The 15,935-nt window shown below is 67.9% G+C and carries 17 protein-coding genes; 10 read left to right on the forward strand and 7 right to left on the reverse strand.

Translation table 11 applies throughout. The features are described from left to right. Window positions 1-5 precede the first annotated feature (5 nt). From GGR25_RS10275 to hslV, 3 genes are all read right to left on the reverse strand, one after another. On the reverse strand, window positions 6-956 hold the full coding sequence (locus tag GGR25_RS10275; protein WP_183398715.1) for a DUF1402 family protein: 951 nt from the start codon (window positions 954-956) through the stop codon (window positions 6-8). A 115-nt stretch (window positions 957-1,071) separates the two neighbouring features. Next, window positions 1,072-2,376, reverse strand: coding sequence for an ATP-dependent protease ATPase subunit HslU (gene hslU, locus GGR25_RS10280; RefSeq protein WP_183398716.1), 1,305 nt, complete (start codon window positions 2,374-2,376; stop codon window positions 1,072-1,074). Between the two features lie 94 nt (window positions 2,377-2,470). Further along, window positions 2,471-3,037 (reverse strand): ATP-dependent protease subunit HslV, encoded by a 567-nt coding sequence (hslV, locus tag GGR25_RS10285; RefSeq protein ID WP_183398717.1) that lies wholly within the window; start codon window positions 3,035-3,037, stop codon window positions 2,471-2,473. Window positions 3,038-3,210: 173 nt separating this feature from the next. On the opposite strand from hslV, the gene hisB reads away from it, so the two are divergent. The 10 genes from hisB (at window position 3,211) to GGR25_RS10335 (ending at window position 10,163) form a co-directional block, all read left to right on the forward strand. Next, complete coding sequence (hisB, locus tag GGR25_RS10290) at window positions 3,211-3,804, forward strand: imidazoleglycerol-phosphate dehydratase HisB (RefSeq protein WP_183398718.1); 594 nt, start codon at window positions 3,211-3,213, stop codon at window positions 3,802-3,804. Between the two features lie 7 nt (window positions 3,805-3,811). Continuing rightward, window positions 3,812-4,327, forward strand: coding sequence for a DUF2628 domain-containing protein (locus GGR25_RS10295; RefSeq protein WP_183398719.1), 516 nt, complete (start codon window positions 3,812-3,814; stop codon window positions 4,325-4,327). After that, window positions 4,324-4,974, forward strand: coding sequence for an imidazole glycerol phosphate synthase subunit HisH (hisH, locus tag GGR25_RS10300; protein ID WP_183398720.1), 651 nt, complete (start codon window positions 4,324-4,326; stop codon window positions 4,972-4,974). The genes GGR25_RS10295 and hisH overlap by 4 nt, the downstream gene beginning before the upstream one ends. Further along, window positions 4,974-5,717 carry a 1-(5-phosphoribosyl)-5-[(5-phosphoribosylamino)methylideneamino]imidazole-4-carboxamide isomerase gene (hisA, locus tag GGR25_RS10305; protein WP_183398721.1) on the forward strand — a complete coding sequence of 248 codons (744 nt, stop codon included), beginning with the start codon at window positions 4,974-4,976 and terminating at the stop codon, window positions 5,715-5,717. Before hisH ends, hisA begins: the two co-directional genes overlap by 1 nt. After that, the gene (gene hisF / locus GGR25_RS10310) at window positions 5,717-6,505 is read left to right on the forward strand and encodes an imidazole glycerol phosphate synthase subunit HisF (protein WP_183398722.1); all 789 of its coding nucleotides are present in this window, start codon (window positions 5,717-5,719) and stop codon (window positions 6,503-6,505) included. Before hisA ends, hisF begins: the two co-directional genes overlap by 1 nt. A gap of 10 nt (window positions 6,506-6,515) precedes the next feature. After that, window positions 6,516-6,839 carry a phosphoribosyl-ATP diphosphatase gene (locus GGR25_RS10315; RefSeq protein ID WP_183398723.1) on the forward strand — a complete coding sequence of 108 codons (324 nt, stop codon included), beginning with the start codon at window positions 6,516-6,518 and terminating at the stop codon, window positions 6,837-6,839. 21 nt (window positions 6,840-6,860) lie between these two features. Then, on the forward strand, window positions 6,861-7,814 hold the full coding sequence (gene coaA / locus GGR25_RS10320) for a type I pantothenate kinase (RefSeq protein WP_183398724.1): 954 nt from the start codon (window positions 6,861-6,863) through the stop codon (window positions 7,812-7,814). A 104-nt stretch (window positions 7,815-7,918) separates the two neighbouring features. Beyond that, window positions 7,919-8,818 carry a cation diffusion facilitator family transporter gene (locus GGR25_RS10325; protein WP_183398725.1) on the forward strand — a complete coding sequence of 300 codons (900 nt, stop codon included), beginning with the start codon at window positions 7,919-7,921 and terminating at the stop codon, window positions 8,816-8,818. 79 nt (window positions 8,819-8,897) lie between these two features. Further along, a complete protein-coding gene (gene grpE / locus GGR25_RS10330) occupies window positions 8,898-9,512 on the forward strand; it encodes a nucleotide exchange factor GrpE (RefSeq protein ID WP_183398726.1) in 615 nt (204 codons plus the stop codon). Between the two features lie 6 nt (window positions 9,513-9,518). Further along, window positions 9,519-10,163, forward strand: coding sequence for a trimeric intracellular cation channel family protein (locus tag GGR25_RS10335; protein WP_343068020.1), 645 nt, complete (start codon window positions 9,519-9,521; stop codon window positions 10,161-10,163). Window positions 10,164-10,183: 20 nt separating this feature from the next. On the opposite strand, the gene olsB is transcribed toward GGR25_RS10335, so the two are convergent. The 4 genes from olsB to gshB form a co-directional block, all read right to left on the reverse strand. After that, on the reverse strand, window positions 10,184-11,044 hold the full coding sequence (gene olsB, locus GGR25_RS10340) for a l-ornithine N(alpha)-acyltransferase (protein ID WP_380146882.1): 861 nt from the start codon (window positions 11,042-11,044) through the stop codon (window positions 10,184-10,186). Between the two features lie 166 nt (window positions 11,045-11,210). Further along, on the reverse strand, window positions 11,211-13,139 hold the full coding sequence (locus GGR25_RS10345; protein WP_183398728.1) for an ATP-binding response regulator: 1,929 nt from the start codon (window positions 13,137-13,139) through the stop codon (window positions 11,211-11,213). 118 nt (window positions 13,140-13,257) lie between these two features. Then, window positions 13,258-14,793, reverse strand: a complete 1,536-nt coding sequence (locus tag GGR25_RS10350; protein WP_183398729.1) for a YifB family Mg chelatase-like AAA ATPase — start codon at window positions 14,791-14,793, stop codon at window positions 13,258-13,260. Window positions 14,794-14,906: 113 nt separating this feature from the next. After that, window positions 14,907-15,848, reverse strand: a complete 942-nt coding sequence (gene gshB / locus GGR25_RS10355; protein WP_183398730.1) for a glutathione synthase — start codon at window positions 15,846-15,848, stop codon at window positions 14,907-14,909. Between the last annotated feature and the right edge of the window lie 87 nt (window positions 15,849-15,935).

A 15,935-nucleotide genomic window follows, 5' to 3' on the forward strand; every position in this document is an offset into this window, starting at 1 on the left:
CGGTCTCAGAGCAGCGCGCGGAGCTCCGCCTCGCGCGCGTTGACCAGCCAGCCGTAATAATTCTCTTCCGGCCAGGCATTCTTGTTGCGCTTGCGCGCCTGGGCGAGTGCCCGCGCCCGGACCTTGACGTCCCCGACATTGTAGAGCGTCGCCGTGACGCCGGGATTGTCCGAGATGTCGACGCCGGCCGTGTCGCGATAGACGTCGATCGACAGCTTGATGATCGCGGCCATGTAGTCCAGCGACATGTCCGGATCCATGATCGCCTGATAGACCTGCGGCGCCTGGTCGGCGGTCAGCAGCGGCAGCCCGCTGGTCCGGTGGACGATATCGGTGACCGTCAAAGCCGTCAGCGGGTTGATCTGGCCGAGGCCGAAGGTCTGGCCGGCGAAGAGCGGCTGGAAGAAGACCTTCGAGAAGCGGTCGCGCGGATAGGAGATGCCGTCGACCGTCTTGCCGCGGAACGACGCGTCATAGACGTCCTCGCGGCAGGTCCACAGGTCGTAATTGTTGGTGGCCTTGTCGCACTGGTCGAATTCGGGCTGCGCCAGGAACTGGTCGATCGTCTTGCCGCCAAAGCCGAAGGTGAGGTCCTTGGTGCCGAGATAGGACAGCGCCTTGACGTAATAGCCCTGCGCGCTGTCGAACGCGCCGACATTGTAGGTGTGCTCGCCGACGATCGCTCCGATCATGTGGATCGGGTCGATGCCATAGCGGGCGGCCGACTTCTTGATCGAGCGAATCAACCCCTTGTCGCGCTTCAGCAGGCCGTAGATCTGGCTGTATTTCTGCTCGAAGGATTCTTTCGTCATGCCGGCGCGCTTGATCGAGCTCATGTCGATCGAAGGCTGCGTCTTGGAGCGATTGCCCTCGGGAACCGGGACGGCCGCGAAGGCGGGCGTCGCAAGGGCCGCAACAAGCAGCGCGGCGATGGGTGCGCGAAGGAACTGCAGCATCGAGGGGTCCGCCGGTCGATCGTGGCAGGGAGAACCGGAGCGCCGGTTCGGGCCGGAGCGCCTTATAGCATCCGCTGATCGATGGCAGAAAGGCGGCAATGTATGCCGCGTGACGTCAGAGGATGTAACGCGACAGGTCGACGTTGCGCGCGAGATCGCCGATATGCTTCTCGATATAGGCGGCGTCGATCGTCACCGTCTCGCCCGAACGATCGGGCGCGGAGAACGAGATTTCGTCGAGGATCCGCTCCATCACGGTCTGCAGACGGCGCGCGCCGATGTTCTCGATCGAGCCGTTGACCTCGACCGCGATGCGGGCGATCGAATCGATCGCATCCTCGGTGATCTCGAGCGTGACGCCCTCGGTCGCCATCAGCACGACATACTGCTTGATGAGGCTGGCTTCGGTCTCGGTCAGGATGCGGCGGAAATCCGACTGGGTCAGCGCCGAAAGCTCGACGCGGATCGGCAGGCGGCCCTGCAGCTCCGGCAGCAGGTCGGACGGCTTGGCGACGTGGAACGCGCCCGAGGCGATGAACAGAATGTGATCCGTCTTCACCGGCCCGTGCTTGGTCGCGACCGTCGTGCCCTCGATCAGCGGCAGCAGGTCGCGCTGCACGCCCTCGCGCGAGACATCGCCCGAACGGCCCTCGCGGCCGCAGATCTTGTCGATCTCGTCGATGAAGACGATGCCGTCATTCTCGACGACCGAGATCGCCTCGGCGGTCAGCTGTTCATTGTCGAGCAGCTTGTCGGATTCCTCGTCGATCAGGACCTTGTGCGAATCGCGCACCGTGACGCGGCGCGTCTTGGTCTTGCCGCCGAAGGCCTTGCCGAGCATGTCGCCGATGTTCATGACGCCGATCGAGGCGCCGGGCATCCCCGGAACCTCGAATTGCGGCATGCCGCCCGAGGGATCGCGCACCTCGATCTCGATTTCCTTGTCGTCCAGCTCGCCGGCGCGCAGCTTCTTGCGGAAGCTTTCGCGCGTCGCAGGCGAGGCGGATTCGCCGACCAGCGCCGTCAGCACGCGCTCCTCGGCCGAGAGCTCGGCCTTGGCCTCGACGTCCTTGCGCTTCTTCTCGCGCGTCAGCGCGATGCCGACCTCGACGAGGTCGCGCACGATCTGCTCCACATCGCGGCCGACATAACCGACCTCGGTGAACTTGGTGGCCTCGACCTTGAGGAACGGCGCGCCGGCAAGCTTGGCGAGGCGGCGCGAAATCTCCGTCTTGCCGACGCCGGTCGGCCCGATCATCAGGATGTTCTTCGGCAGGACCTCCTCGCGCATCGGCCCTTCGAGCTGCTGGCGGCGCCAGCGGTTGCGCAGCGCGATGGCGACGGCGCGCTTGGCGTCGTGCTGGCCGATGATGAAGCGGTCGAGTTCGGAGACGATCTCGCGGGGAGAAAAATTGGTCATGGGGCTCTGATCCGTCCTCGGTGTCCCGCCTCAGGCAGAGCGCGGGACGCCGGACAAAACGCGTGGGTCGAAGATGCTGCCGTCGCCTTCCGGCTCAGGCTGCATCGAGCTGTTCGAGCGTGACGCTGGTGTTGGTGTAGACGCAGATATCGGCAGCAATCGCCATCGCCTTGCGGGCGATCTGCTCGGCGCTCTGTTCGGTGTCCATGAGCGCACGGGCCGCCGCGAGGGCATAATTGCCGCCCGAGCCGATGCCCATCACGCCGCCCTCCGGCTCCAGCACGTCGCCGGTTCCGGTGAGGACGAGGCTGGTCGTCTTGTCGGCGACGAGCATCATCGCCTCGAGACGGCGCAGATAGCGGTCGGTGCGCCAGTCCTTGGCGAGCTCGACGCAAGCGCGGGTGAGCTGGCCGGGGTATTGTTCGAGCTTGCCCTCGAGCCGCTCGAAAAGCGTGAAGGCATCCGCGGTCGAGCCGGCGAAACCGGCGATCACGCCGCCCTTGCCGAGCGGGCGCACCTTGCGGGCATTGTGCTTGATGACCGTCTGGCCGAGCGAAACCTGGCCGTCGCCGGCGATGACCACCTTGCCGCCCTTGCGCACGGTGATGATGGTCGTGCCATGCCAGGGGCCATAGGGGTCGTGGAGAGAAGAATCTGTCATGAGAGCTTTCCGGCGGGCCGCCTTGGTCCGGAATGGCCCCGCGGCGACCCCTCATCTGTTAGAGAGCCTTATGTAGGACGGGTGCCGAACAATGCAAAGCCTTGCTCGTGACTGTGGCTTTGCGCGGCTTCGCCTGCTAAAAGCCGCCTGTTTCGGCCAGAAGGACATGGGTGATGCGCAGCGCGACGATCGAGCGCAAGACGAAGGAGACCGAGATCGAGGTGACCCTCGACCTCGACGGGACCGGCCGCGCGGATATCGCGACGGGCATCGGCTTCTTCGACCATATGCTCGACCAGCTCGCGCGCCACGGCCTGATCGACCTGACGGTCCGCGCCAAGGGCGACCTCCACATCGACCAGCACCACACGGTCGAGGATGTCGGCATCGCCATCGGCCTCGCCTTCCGCCAGGCGATGGGCGACTATCGCGGCATCACGCGCTACGCCGATACGCACCTCGTCATGGACGAGGCGATGACCCGCTGCGCCGTGGACGTGTCGGGACGGCCCTATCTCGTCTTCAAGGTCGCGTTCACGCGGCCCAAGGTCGGCGATTTCGATACGGAGCTGTTCAAGGAGTTCTTCCAGGCCTTCGCGCAGAACGCTGCGGTGACGCTGCATATCGAGAACCTCTACGGCGAGAACAATCATCACATCGCCGAGACCTGCTTCAAGGCGCTGGCCCGCACGCTGCGCGCCGCGATGGCGATCGATCCGCGACAGGAAGGCCGCGTCCCCTCGACCAAGGGCCGGCTGGGCGAATAGGGCCGTCATGACGATCTATACCGTGCACGCTCCGCCCCCCGCCAAACGCGCGCGGGGGCGCGACGAAACCCGCTTCGTTTTCGTCAAGGAGGGCTTTTGTTGGCCCGGCCTGCTGATCCCCTTTCTCTGGCTGATCTATCGCCGCATGTGGATCGTGCTGGCGTTTGCGATCATCGCCTTGGCTGCTGCTGCCTGGCTCGGACGCGAGAACGCGCTCGACATGATCGGCTGGCCGCCGGCTGCACCGTTCCTGCTGCCGTTCTCCTGGGCGATCAGCCTCGCCGTGCCGCTGCTGCTCGGTTTCGAGGGCAATGATCTGCGCCGCTGGTCGCTTGGCCTTGCCGGCTATGATTTCGTCGGCGTCGTCGAGGCGTCGTCGCGCGCGGTGGCCGATATCCGCTTCTTCGCCGGCCGCGCCGAGAAGACGGTGACCCCGCCCCCGCTGCCGCCGTTGCGGACGCAGCCGCTCCTGCCCGCACCCGCCGTGGTCGGGCTCTTCCCGACGCCGGGGACAGCATCATGACGATCGCCGTCATCGACTATGGTGCGGGCAACCTGCACTCGGTGAAGAAGGCGCTGGAGCTTGCCGGCCGGCTGACCGGCGCGGATGGCCCTGTCGTCGTCACCTCCGAACCGGCTGTGGTCGCGAAGGCCGATCACATCGTGCTGCCCGGCGATGGCGCCTTCGCCGATTGCCGCCAGCATCTCGACGCCGTTCCCGGTATGATCGAGGCGATCGGCGAGGCGGTCGATGCGCGGGGCCGGCCGTTCCTCGGCATCTGCGTCGGCATGCAGCTGCTGGCGACGCGCGGCATCGAATACGGCATCACGGCCGGGCTCGCCCGCATCGCCGGCGAGGTCCGCCCCGTCCGCCCGTCCGATCCGGCGCTCAAGGTGCCGCATATGGGCTGGAACACGCTCGACGTCGCCAACACCCATCCGATCCTCGATGCGATCCCGCTCGGGCCGGAAGGCTGGCACGCCTATTTCCTGCATGGCTACCAGCTCTATCCCGAGGCTCCGTCCGATGTCGTCGCCACCGCCGATTATGGCGGCCCGGTCACGGCGATCGTCGCTACCGACAATCTCGCGGGCACGCAGTTCCATCCCGAGAAGAGCCAGAAGCTCGGCATTGCGCTCCTCGCCAACTTCCTGAAGTGGAAGCCCTGATGATCCTCTTCCCCGCCATCGACCTGAAGGATGGCGCCTGCGTCCGCCTGAAGCTCGGCGACATGAACGAGGCGACGGTCTTCAACGCCGATCCGGCCGCGCAGGCCCGCGCCTTCGAGGCCGAGGGCTTCGAATATCTCCACGTCGTCGATCTGAACGGCGCCTTCGCCGGCCGTCCCGTGAACGGCGCGGCCGTCGAGGCGATCCTGGCGAGCGTCAAAATGCCGGTCCAGCTCGGCGGCGGCATCCGCGATCTCGCCGGCATCGAGACTTGGCTCGGGAAGGGCATTCGCCGCGTCATCCTCGGCACGATCGCGCTGCGCGATCCGGATCTGGTGCGTGAGGCCTGCCGCGCCCATCCGGGCCGCATCGTGGTCGGCATCGACGCCCGCGGCGGCCGCGTCGCCGTCGAGGGCTGGGCCGAGACCTCGGAACTGACCACGATCGAGCTCGCGCGTCGCTTCGAGGACGCCGGCGTCGCTGCCATCGTCTATACCGACATCGACCGCGACGGCGTGCTGAAGGGCCTCAATATCGAATCGACCCTGGCGCTCGCCCGCGCCGTGCAGATCCCGGTGATCGCCTCGGGCGGCCTCGCCTCGCTCGACGACGTCCGCCGCCTGCTCGAGCCGGACTGCCGCATCCTCGAAGGCGCGATCTCGGGCCGCGCCCTCTATGACGGTCGGCTCGATGCCACAGAGGCGCTGAAGCTCATCCGCGCCGCGCGGGAGGCGCTGAACTGATGCTCAAGACCCGCGTCATTCCCTGCCTCGACGTCAAGGATGGCCGTGTCGTCAAGGGCGTGCAGTTCGTCGATCTCGTCGATGCCGGCGATCCGGTCGAGGCGGCGAAGGCCTATGACGAGGCCGGTGCCGACGAGCTTTGCTTTCTCGACATCACGGCGAGCCACGAGGCCCGCGGCACGATCCTCGATGTGGTCGCGCGCACGGCCGAGGCCTGCTTCATGCCGGTGACCGTCGGCGGCGGCGTGCGCACCGTCGAGGATGTGCGGGCGCTGATGCTGGCTGGCGCCGACAAGGTTTCGATCAACAGCGCCGCCGTGGCCGATCGGCGGATCGTCGCCCGCGCCGCGGAAAAGTTCGGCGCGCAGGCGATCGTGGTCGCGATCGACGCCAAGCAGACGCGCCGGCGCGGCCAGGATGGCGCCACGGCGGATCGCTGGGAGATCTTCACCCATGGCGGCCGCAAGCCGACCGGCATCGACGCGGTCGAATATGCGATCGAGGTCGCCGCGCTCGGCGCCGGCGAAATCCTGCTCACCTCCATGGACCGCGACGGGACGCGCGACGGCTTCGATCTCGGCCTGACCCGGGCGATCGCCGATGCCGTGCCGGTGCCCGTGGTTGCGTCGGGCGGCGTCGGAAATCCCGGCCATTTCGTTGCGGGCGTGCGCGAGGGTCATGCCAGCGCCGTGCTTGCCGCCTCGGTGTTCCATTTCGGCGACTTTACGATCCGGGAGGTCAAGGAGCATATGATGGCTGCCGGCATCCCCGTTCGGCTCGACGGTTGAGAGGCATTTCGTGTCGGAATTCTCGCTCGACGACCTCGCGGCCATCGTGAAGCGCCGCGCTTATTCGGACGATGCGTCGTCTTACACCGCCAAGCTGATGGCCAAGGGCCCCGCTCGCATCGCCAAGAAGTTCGGCGAGGAGGCCGTCGAGGCGGTGATCGCCGCGGTGGAGGGCGACCGCGACGCGCTCGTCTCGGAGACGGCCGACGTGCTCTATCACCTCGCCGTCCTGCTCGAATCGCGCGGCGTCGCCTTCGACGCCGTGTTCGCGGAACTGGCGCGCCGCACGGGGCAGACCGGGCTCGAGGAAAAGGCATCGCGGCCGGCGGAGTGATCCGCCGACCCGGGAGGAAGCATGGACTGGATCCTCAGGCCGGAACACGCCCCCCATCGCGTCTTCGAGCGCGAGGAATGGGCCAATCTGCGTGCCGACACGCCGCTGACGCTCGACGAGGCCGATCTGGCGCGGCTGCGAAGCCTCAACGACCCGGTCTCACTCGACGACGTCGTGACGATCTACCTGTCGCTGTCGCGCCTGCTCAACCTCTACGTCGCGGCGACCCAGGAACTCTATACGGCGACGCGCACCTTCCTCGGCGATCGCGATGGCAAGACGCCCTTCATCATCGGCATCGGTGGTTCGGTGGCGGTCGGCAAGTCGACCACCGCCCGTATCCTGAAGGCGCTGCTCGGGCGCTGGAACAACACGCCGAAGGTCGAGCTCATCACCACGGACGGCTTCCTCTATCCCAATGCCGTGCTGCAGGGCGAGGGCCTGATGGAGCGCAAGGGCTTTCCCGAGAGCTACGACCTGCCCGCGCTGCTTTCCTTCCTGTCGGACATCAAGGCGGGTTCCGACAAGGTTTCCGCCCCGGTCTATTCGCACCTCGTCTATGACATCGTGCCGGGCGAGCGGGTCACGATCGACCGGCCGGACATCCTCATCGTCGAGGGGCTGAACGTGCTGCAGACGCCGCGGCTGCCGCGCGACGGCCGCGCTGTGCCGTTCGTCTCTGACTTCTTCGATTTCTCGATCTATATCGACGCCGACGAGGCCGACATCCATCGCTGGTATGTCGCCCGCTTCCTGCGCCTCCGCGAGACGGCGTTCCGCGATCCGAACTCCTATTTCCATCGCTACGCCCTCATCGGCGAAGTGGAGGCGATCGAGATCGCCGAGCGGCTGTGGACGCGGATCAATCTGGTGAACCTCCGGGACAACATCCTGCCGACGCGCCCGCGGGCCGATCTCATCCTGCGCAAGGGCGAGGATCACCGCGTCGAGGAAGTCGCGCTGCGCAAGCTCTGAGCGTCATACCCGCTACTCGTTCGCAGTTGCGAAGATAGGCGTTGAACGCCTTCCGGTCGGATGCTAAGGGCGCCCCACAGCCGACATGCCGCCGGGAGTTTGCCATGCCGAAATGGATCGACAGGACCACGGCGGTCGCTTTCTCATCCATCGTGATCGCCCTGATCGTGATGGGCATCAAATATACCGCCTATCTGATGACGGGCAGCGTCGCGCTCTATTCGGACGCGCTGGAGAGCATCGTCAATCTGGTGACGGCGCTCACCGCCTTCTGGGCGATCCAGGTCAGCCGCAAGCCCGCCGACAGCGACCACCAGTTCGGCCACCACAAGGCCGAGTATTTCTCCGCCGTGCTCGAGGGCGTGCTCATCATCCTCGCGGCGCTTCTGATCCTGCGCGAGGCCTGGATTGCCTATCAGGCGGGGCACCAGCCCGAGAATGCGATCTCCGGCCTCGCGGTGAACTCGGTCGCGACCGTGATCAACGGCGCCTGGGCGATGTTCCTGTTCCGCTTCGGCCGTCGCCGCCGGTCGCCGGCCTTCATAGCCGAGGCCTGGCACCTGACCAGCGACGTCATCTCGTCGCTCGGCGTGCTGGTCGGCCTGCTGCTCGTCGTCGCCACCGGCTGGGCGGCGCTCGATTCGCTGGTCGCCGTTCTCGTTGCCGGCAATATCCTCTGGTCCGGCTGGCGCGTCGTGCGCGATTCGGTCAGCGGGCTGCTCGACGAGGCGGTTTCGAAGCAGGTGGAGCAGGAGATCCGCTCCATCATCTCGGCCGAGGCTGAAGGCGCCCTCGAGGTGCACGACCTCCGCACCCGTCATGCCGGCCGCGCGACCTTCATCGAGTTCCATCTGGTCGTGCCGGGTGCGATCACGGTATCGGCCGCGCACGAGATCTGCGACCGTCTCGAAGCGGCCCTGCAGCGTGCCGTCGAGGGGGCCGAGGTGCTGATCCATGTCGAGCCCGACACGGAAGCGCGCCACCAGGGCGTCATCGTGCTCTGAACGCCGCGCGCGCTTGATTTTCGGCGCCGGAATCCTGATATCGGGCTCAAACTGCAACTTGAGAAAGCGAGAATTCGCGATGTCCAACGATACCAGAACCCCGTCCGGCTCCGAGACGCCCGCCGCGGCCGGCTCGACACCGGTCGAGGGTGAGGTCGCCGGCGAAGCGAACGCGCGCATCGCGGCGCTCGAGGCCGAGGCTACCGAGCTCAAGGACCGCGTCCTGCGCACCATGGCCGAGATGGAGAATCTCCGCCGCCGCACCGAGCGCCAGGTCGCCGAGACCCGGCAATATGCGATCGCCGCCTTCGCGCGCGAGATGCTGACCGCCGCCGACAATCTCGAGCGCGCGATCCAGGCCGTTCCCGACGACGCCCGCAAGACCAGCGAGGCGCTCGGGACGCTGATCGAAGGCGTCGAGATGACCGAGCGCGAGCTGCACAATTCGCTGGAAAAGCACGGCGTCAAGAAGATCGAGCCGGTCGGCCAGAAGTTCGATCCCAACCTGCATCAGGCGATCTTCGAAGTGCCGACGGCGGATCACGCCGCCGGGATCGTCGTCCAGGTCATGCAGCCGGGCTATGTCATCGGCGAGCGCGTGCTGCGTCCGGCCATGGTCGGCGTCGCCAAGGGTCCGGCGAAAGCCGCCAAGGCCGACAAGTCGGCCGATTCCGACGCCGAACAATCCGCCTGACGCAACGTGGACCTGGGGCTCAGCCTTCTTCAGGTCCTTGGCAGTGTCGGCGTCTTCGTCTTCGCGCTGACCGGCGCGCTCGCGGCCTCGCGCCGCGAGCTCGATATTGTCGGCTTCATCTTCTTCGCCGCCATCACCGGTGTCGGCGGGGGAACGCTGCGGGACGTCCTCCTGGGCGAAACCCCCGTCTTCTGGATCCGTTCGCCGGAGCCGATCCTGGTCTGCCTCGTCACCGGAATCGGCGTCTATTTCCTCGCGCCCTTCGTCGAATATCGCTACCGGCTGATCCTCTGGGCCGACGCCGTCGGCATCTCCGGCTATTGCGTGATGGGTGCGGCGCAGGCGCTCAAGGCCGGGGCGAGCCCGACGGGGGCGATCGTCATGGGCATCATGACGGCCTCGTTCGGCGGCATCATCCGCGACATCGTCGCCGGAGAGCCGTCCGTGCTGCTGCGCAAGGAAATCTATGTGACGGCGACATTGGTCGGCGCGGCGCTCTTCGTCATCGCCGAACGCTGGGGCGTGCCCTTCTGGCCCGCGGCACTTGCCGGCACCTTCGCCGCCTTCGCGATCCGCGCCGGCGCGCTGGCCTTCGGCTGGACGCTCCCCGGCTATCGCTCGCGGCCGGGCCGCAACCCGCCGCCCGCCTGATCCTCAGCCGGCGTAACGTCTCACGCGGCGTAGCGCGTGGCGTCGACGCCGTAGTGGTTCACATAGCGCGCATTGATCGCCGAGACCGGCAGCACGATCATCACGTCGGTCGTTCCGAACTGGCGGTCGATGACGGCGCCGTCGCCGATATAGGCGCCGAGGCGCAGATAGCCCTTGATCAGCGGCGGCAGGGCGTGAAGCGCCGCCTTTGTGTCGATCGCCTCCGGCGGCAGGCGGTCCATGGCCACGCTGCGGCCGGGCAGGGCGGTAACCTGCCACGCCTCGGGTGCGCGGCAGTTGTGATGCAGGAACGAGAGCGGCAGCGCCAGGCGGTCCGGATCGGTGCCCTCCAGCGAGGCACAGCCCACCATGACGTCGAGCCCGTGGCTGCGGACATAGCTCCAGATGCCGTGCCACAGCAGCTCGACCGTGCGCTTGGTGCGATAGGGCGGCAGCACGCAGGAGCGGCCGAGCTCCAGGAATTTGAGGCCGGAATGCCGGCCGATCAGCGGGCCGACATCGAACTCGCTCGCGGTATAGAAGCCGGAATGGCGCGCCGCGACGTCCTGGCGGAGCAGGCGATAGGTGCCGACGATCGCCGGGTCGCCCGACTTGGTCCGCGTGTCGTGGTCGATGACGAGCAGATGGTCGCAGATCGCGTCGAACGCATCGCGGTCGCGCCGGGTCATCTGCGTCTGCACATCGGCGATCGCCGACATTTCCTCATAGAAGACCTTGAAGCGCAGCTTCTGGGCGCGCTTCACCTCGCGCGGCGAATGGGCGAGCCGCACCTCAAGCGAGCCGAGCCGGCCGAGCGGCTCGGGTATCGCCGGCGCGGTTCGAAGTCCCTTCGGCATGGTCAGCCTCAACCCGTCAAGCATGCGGCGGGAAAGCCCCGGCAGCGCGGCGATGGGCGCGGGCACGGCCAGCGTCCGCACGGCACCCTGTCGATCCGCAGCCTTGACCATAACATGATCCTCCGTCCGCGATCACCCCACCCGACAGGGGCGAAGCAAATCGTGATCCGGGGTAGTTTAATCATGCAATTCATACAGTTTGGTGACGAAGCGAATCCGCCTGCCCGTCCGATCCGGCGAGATCCGCCAGCGCGTGGCGGAGCGAATCAGGCGTGACCGGCTTGGTGATCGCGCGGTCGGCGCCGCATGAAAGGGCCCGGTCGGCGAGGTCCTTGTCGGCGCTCATGGCGAGGATCCAAGGCTGCGGCCCGCCGCGCTGCGCGCCGCGAAGTTCGCCGATCAGCGCCGCGCCGCTCTCGCTGCCGAGCTTCATGTCGACCAGCACGAGATCGGCGCCGCGCGCCGCGAGCGCCGCATGCGCCGTCGCGCGGTCAGAGGCCTCGGTGACCGCGTGGCCGAGACGCTCCAGCACGGCGCGGATCAGGAGCGCGCTGACGGGATCGTCCTCGACGACGAGCGCGCGGAGCCGCTGCCTGACATGCGAGGCGGGGGTCTCTTCGCGATCGGCCGGGTCGATCACGAAGCCGCCGCGATGATCCGTGAGCGCCGCGACGACCCGCAGCAACGACGCGCGGCGCACCGGCCGGACGAGATAGGCGTCGAAGCCGGCCTGGCGGAGGTCCGCGAGGCGCGGGCGTCCCGCGGGCTCGATCAGTGCGACGAGGCCGATGGCGCCGCCTGCGGCGGTCCGCAGGCGCTTCGGCGCCGCCTCGGCGTCGGCAAGACCGTCAATGTCGACCAGGAGCGCATCGAAGGGCTGGCGGGCTGCCGCCGCCGACGCAAGCAGCCCGTCGATGCGCGTTTGGGTGCTGGTCGTCGTGACCTCGCCGCCGGCATCGACAATGGTGCCGGCCAGCGCGTCGGCCTCGGGCTCCGAGCGGGCGGCGAGCAGCAGCCTCCGGCCGGTGAGGTCCGGGCCAAGGCTGTCCGCCGGCCGGGCGACGATCGGCAGGCCCAGGGTGAACGAGAAGACCGAGCCGCCGCCGGCACGCGGCGACAGCACGAGCTGCGAGCCCATATGCTCGACGATCCGGCCCGAAATCGCGAGGCCCAACCCGGCGCCACCCCCATCCGTGCCGCGTTCGAACGGGCCGAAGATCCGCGCCTGATCGCCCGGGTCGACGCCGCGGCCGCTATCGGAGACGGCGATGCGCAGCTCAAGGCGATCGGTCGTCTCGGCGACCCGTTCGGCCGAGATCACGATGCCGCCCTGGTCGGAGAAGGCCGCGGCATTGGCGACGAGATTGACGAGGACCTGACGCAGACGACCGGCATCGGCATCCACCCGCGGCAGGGCGCCGGTCGTCTGCGTCGACAGCGAGAGGCCCTTGGCGAAGGCTCGCGGCGCCATCAGCTCGGCGACCTGTTCAAGGAGCGTCCCGATATCGCAGGCCGAAGGGTCGAGCGAGAAATGCCCCGCCGCGATGCGCGAGGCATCGAGCAGGTCGTCGACGACGCGCTCCAGCGCCGCGGTCGACTGGCCGAGCGCCTCGACATAGGAGCGCTGCTCCGCAGAAAGCTCGGTCTCGGCCAGCAGATCGGCGAGGCCGTGCATGCCGTGCAGCGGCGCGCGCAGCTCATGGCTGACGGTCGCGATCGAAAGGGCCGGCTCGAAGCCCGAAGCGACGCCGCCGGTCGGAACGCCGGCACGCGCCTCCTCCAGCTCCCAGTTCTCGTCTTCGAGCGCCTCGAGCCGGGCCGCGAGCGCCGCCGCCTCGCGGCGCTCGGCGTGGAGCCGCAGGCCGAGGGCGAGGGCGGCGAGCAAGGCGAGAACGAGCGTCGCGACCAGCAGGAAGAGCGCGGCGCGGTCGGGCTCGAGCACCGCCAGTGCGGCGGCGAGCGCGGCGGTCGCGGCTGCGAGCAGCGCCAGAATGGCGGCGAGGCCGCGCCGCCCGGACGCCGGCGAAGAAGGACGCAGCGTCGCGGAACGTGGCGTGCGGCGGCGCTCGTCTTCCTGCCGGACGGGATCTGTGGCGATACGGGCCGGATCGGCGGACATGAAGGTCGCAGGCGCTCCGATGAGGCCGACCGCCCCCCGGCCGACAGGAGCAGCTTCGCAGCATCTGATTGCTGAATGCTTGATGCGGCGCGGGCGCGCGTTGTCTGCGCGCCCTTGGTCAGGCCGCCGCCAGCAGCCGCTCGCCCGTGCTGCGATAGGCGAGGGCCTCGGCGAGATGCATGCGGCCGACCGTCTGCGATCCGTCGAGATCGGCGATCGTCCGCGCCACCTTGAGCACGCGGTGATAGCCGCGCGCCGAGAGCTTCATCCGCTCCGCGGCCTCGCCGAGCAGCGCTCGGCCGCCGGCATCGGTCTCTGCGATCTCCTCCATCAGGGCGGAGGGACAGCGGGCATTGGTGTCGATGATCGTGCCGGCCGCCAGTTCGGCGTAGCGCTCGGCCTGGATCTCCCGCGCGCGGGCGACGCGCGCGGCCACCGCGGCGCTCGCCTCCGAGCGGCCCGGCTGGATCAGGTCGCTCGCGGTCACGGCCGGCACTTCGATGCGCAGATCGATGCGGTCGAGGAACGGGCCGGAGAGCCGTTCCTGATAGTCGGACGCGCAGCGCGGGCCGCGACGGCAGGCATGGCCGGGCTCCCCCGCAAGACCGCAGCGGCAGGGGTTCATGGCCGCCACGAGCTGGAAACGCGCCGGATAGGTCACGCGATGATTGGCCCGGGCAATGATCGCCTCGCCGCTCTCCAGCGGCTGGCGGAGCGAATCGAGCACCTGCGGCGAGAATTCCGGCAATTCGTCGAGAAACAGCACGCCGTGATGCGCGAGCGACACTTCGCCGGGCCGCACCCGCAGCCCGCCGCCGACCATCGCCGCCATGGAAGCGGAATGATGCGGCGAGCGATAGGGACGCCGGTCCGTCAGGCGTCCGCCGGACAATTCGCCGCCGATCGAGGCGACCATCGAGACTTCGAGCAGCTCGCGCGGCGAGAGCGGCGGCAGGATCGAGGGCAGGCGGCTCGCCAGCATCGACTTGCCTGCGCCGGGCGGGCCGGTCATCAGCAGGCTGTGTCCGCCGGCGGCCGCGATTTCGAGCGCGCGCTTGGCGAGTTCCTGGCCCTTCACATCGGCAAGGTCCGGCAGGAGCGGCGGCTCGCCCATCAGCGCGGCGACCGGTCGCGTGATCATCTGCGTGCCCTTGAAATGATTGGCGACGGCGATGAGGCTCCGCGGTGCGACGATGTCGAGGTCGCCGCCGGCCCAGGCCGCTTCCGGCCCGGCCGATGACGGGCAGATCAGCCCACGGCCGAGCGCATTGGCCCCGATCGCGGCGGGCAGCACGCCGGCGACGCTCGCGATCGTGCCGTCGAGCGCGAGCTCGCCGAGAACCACGTAATCCTTGAGCCGGTCGCCCGGCGGCGCGCCGAGCGCGGCCATCAGAGCCAGCGCGATCGGCAGGTCGTAATGGCTGCCTTCCTTGGGCAGATCCGCCGGGGCGAGATTGACGATCACGCGCTTCGGCGGCAGAGCGAGGCCCGATGCATGCAGCGCGGAACGGACGCGCTCACGGCTCTCCGCCACGGTTTTATCCGGCAAGCCGACGATGATGAAGCTCGGCAGGCCCGGCACGACCTGGACCTGCACATCCACGGGAACCGCCTCGATCCCCTGGAACGAAACCGTCGTCACATGCGCAACCATGCGTCAGCCCCCATTTGAAGGAAGCCTAAGCGAGATCAGTGCATCTGACAAGAACAGGACGGGAACAAAATCACGCGCCGGTTGCTATCCGGTTGTAGGCGGTTGAATTCCGTTCACCTTTTGGCTTCGATCGCATCCCAGACCAGCGCGGCGATATCGGCGCCGCCGAAGCGTTTGACCTCGCGGATGCCGGTGGGCGAGGTGACGTTGATCTCGGTGAGGTGATCGCCGATGACGTCGATGCCGACGAAGAGGAAGCCGCGCGCCCGGAGCGCCGGTCCGATCGCCTCGCAGATCTCGCGATCGCGCCGCGTCAGTTCGATCGGCTCGGGACGGCCGCCGACATGCATGTTCGAGCGGGATTCGCCATCCGCCGGGACGCGGTTGATGGCACCGACCGCGACTCCGTCCACAAGGATGATGCGCTTGTCGCCGGCCCGCACGGCGGGGAGGTAGCGCTGGATGACATAGGGCTGCGCGCGATACGCGGCGGCGAAGATCTCGAGCAGCGAGGCGAGGTTCTGGTCGCCTTCCGAGAGGCGGAAGACGCCGGCGCCACCATTGCCGTAGAGCGGCTTGATGATGATGTCGCCATGTTCCTGGCGGAACAACCGGATTTCCTCGGGATCGCGCGAGATCAGCGTCGGCGGCATCAGCTCCGGGAATTCGGTGACGAAGATCTTCTCCGGCGCATTGCGCACCTGCGCCGGGTCGTTGACGACGAGCGTCTTGGGATGAATGCGTTCGAGGAGATGGGTCGTCGTGATGTAGCCCATGTCGAAGGGCGGATCCTGGCGCAGCAGCACGACGTCGAACTTCGCGAGATCCGTCCGTTCCGTGTCGCCGAGCGAGAAATGATCGCCCGGCACGTCGCGGACCTGGACGCTTTCGAGCCGCGCCTCGACCCGTCCGTCGCGCAGGGACAGCCGCTCCGGCGTATAATGGTAGAGCCGATGCCCGCGGCGCTGGGCTTCCAGCATGAGCGCGAAGGTGGAGTCGCCCTTGATGTTGATGCTGGCGATATGGTCCATCTGGACGGCGACGCTGAGCGCCATGGCAACCCTCTCGATCGATCGGCCGGGGCGAGGGCCCCGACGCTAGCCTTATGTCGTGCCGGGCGTGCGGAAGGCAATCCCCGGATG

Origin of the sequence: Kaistia hirudinis (assembly GCF_014196455.1) — a bacterium.
In the GTDB taxonomy this organism is placed as follows: Bacteria; Pseudomonadota; Alphaproteobacteria; order Rhizobiales; family Kaistiaceae; genus Kaistia; species Kaistia hirudinis.

Coding starts and splice junctions, on each gene's coding strand:
- hisF (WP_183398722.1), top strand. CDS start 5,717: ATGCTCAAGACCCGCGTCATTCCCTGCCTCGACGTCAAGGATGGCCGT.
- hisB (WP_183398718.1), top strand. CDS start 3,211: ATGCGCAGCGCGACGATCGAGCGCAAGACGAAGGAGACCGAGATCGAG.
- GGR25_RS10295 (WP_183398719.1), top strand. CDS start 3,812: ATGACGATCTATACCGTGCACGCTCCGCCCCCCGCCAAACGCGCGCGG.
- hslU (WP_183398716.1), bottom strand. CDS start 2,376: ATGACCAATTTTTCTCCCCGCGAGATCGTCTCCGAACTCGACCGCTTC.
- GGR25_RS10275 (WP_183398715.1), bottom strand. CDS start 956: ATGCTGCAGTTCCTTCGCGCACCCATCGCCGCGCTGCTTGTTGCGGCC.
- olsB (WP_380146882.1), bottom strand. CDS start 11,044: ATGCTTGACGGGTTGAGGCTGACCATGCCGAAGGGACTTCGAACCGCG.
- hisH (WP_183398720.1), top strand. CDS start 4,324: ATGACGATCGCCGTCATCGACTATGGTGCGGGCAACCTGCACTCGGTG.
- hisA (WP_183398721.1), top strand. CDS start 4,974: ATGATCCTCTTCCCCGCCATCGACCTGAAGGATGGCGCCTGCGTCCGC.
- hslV (WP_183398717.1), bottom strand. CDS start 3,037: ATGACAGATTCTTCTCTCCACGACCCCTATGGCCCCTGGCATGGCACG.
- GGR25_RS10350 (WP_183398729.1), bottom strand. CDS start 14,793: ATGGTTGCGCATGTGACGACGGTTTCGTTCCAGGGGATCGAGGCGGTT.
- GGR25_RS10345 (WP_183398728.1), bottom strand. CDS start 13,139: ATGTCCGCCGATCCGGCCCGTATCGCCACAGATCCCGTCCGGCAGGAA.
- grpE (WP_183398726.1), top strand. CDS start 8,898: ATGTCCAACGATACCAGAACCCCGTCCGGCTCCGAGACGCCCGCCGCG.
- GGR25_RS10325 (WP_183398725.1), top strand. CDS start 7,919: ATGCCGAAATGGATCGACAGGACCACGGCGGTCGCTTTCTCATCCATC.
- coaA (WP_183398724.1), top strand. CDS start 6,861: ATGGACTGGATCCTCAGGCCGGAACACGCCCCCCATCGCGTCTTCGAG.
- gshB (WP_183398730.1), bottom strand. CDS start 15,848: ATGGCGCTCAGCGTCGCCGTCCAGATGGACCATATCGCCAGCATCAAC.